We start from the raw sequence: 501 nt of genomic DNA on the forward strand, positions 1-501 counted from the left end.
AATTCGCATGTTGCTCTTTCGAGCAGAACTCACAAATTTTACCTTAGCCTGATCCACCAGCAGTGAAACTGGTGTTCAGTCTATTTCTATCACATATCCGAATTTTTAAAGAACGATCTGACAAAAGTCAGAAATCAACATTCGAAGCGAATGCTCATTTCTGAGTTTGATCAAGGTACAGCAGAAGTGGTGGAGCCAAGCGGGATCGAACCGCTGACCTCCTGCGTGCAAGGCAGGCGCTCTCCCAGCTGAGCTATGGCCCCGCATATTGGTAGGTCTGGGCAGATTTGAACTGCCGACCTCACCCTTATCAGGGGTGCGCTCTAACCAACTGAGCTACAGACCTATATAGGGTCTTGATCGTCTTCGACAATGAATCAAGCAATTCGTGTGGGAGCTCATCAGCAGGCTGATGTCGTCGATTAAGGAGGTGATCCAGCCGCAGGTTCCCCTACGGCTACCTTGTTACGACTTCACCCCAGTCATGAATCACACCGTGGT

The 501-nt window shown here is 49.3% G+C and carries 2 tRNA genes and 1 rRNA gene; all 3 read right to left on the minus strand.

The features are described 5' to 3' along the window. Positions 1–187 precede the first annotated feature (187 nt). Positions 188–263: transfer RNA gene (locus tag JNA92_RS25605), tRNA-Ala, on the minus strand. 6 nt (positions 264–269) lie between these two features. After that, positions 270–346, minus strand: a tRNA-Ile gene (locus JNA92_RS25610). Positions 347–423: 77 nt separating this feature from the next. Next, positions 424–501, minus strand: a 16S ribosomal RNA gene (locus JNA92_RS25615); the annotation flags it as partial.

The sequence above is a fragment of the Pseudomonas putida genome, from assembly GCF_022627325.1.
Classification (GTDB): Bacteria; Pseudomonadota; Gammaproteobacteria; order Pseudomonadales; family Pseudomonadaceae; genus Aquipseudomonas; species Aquipseudomonas putida_X.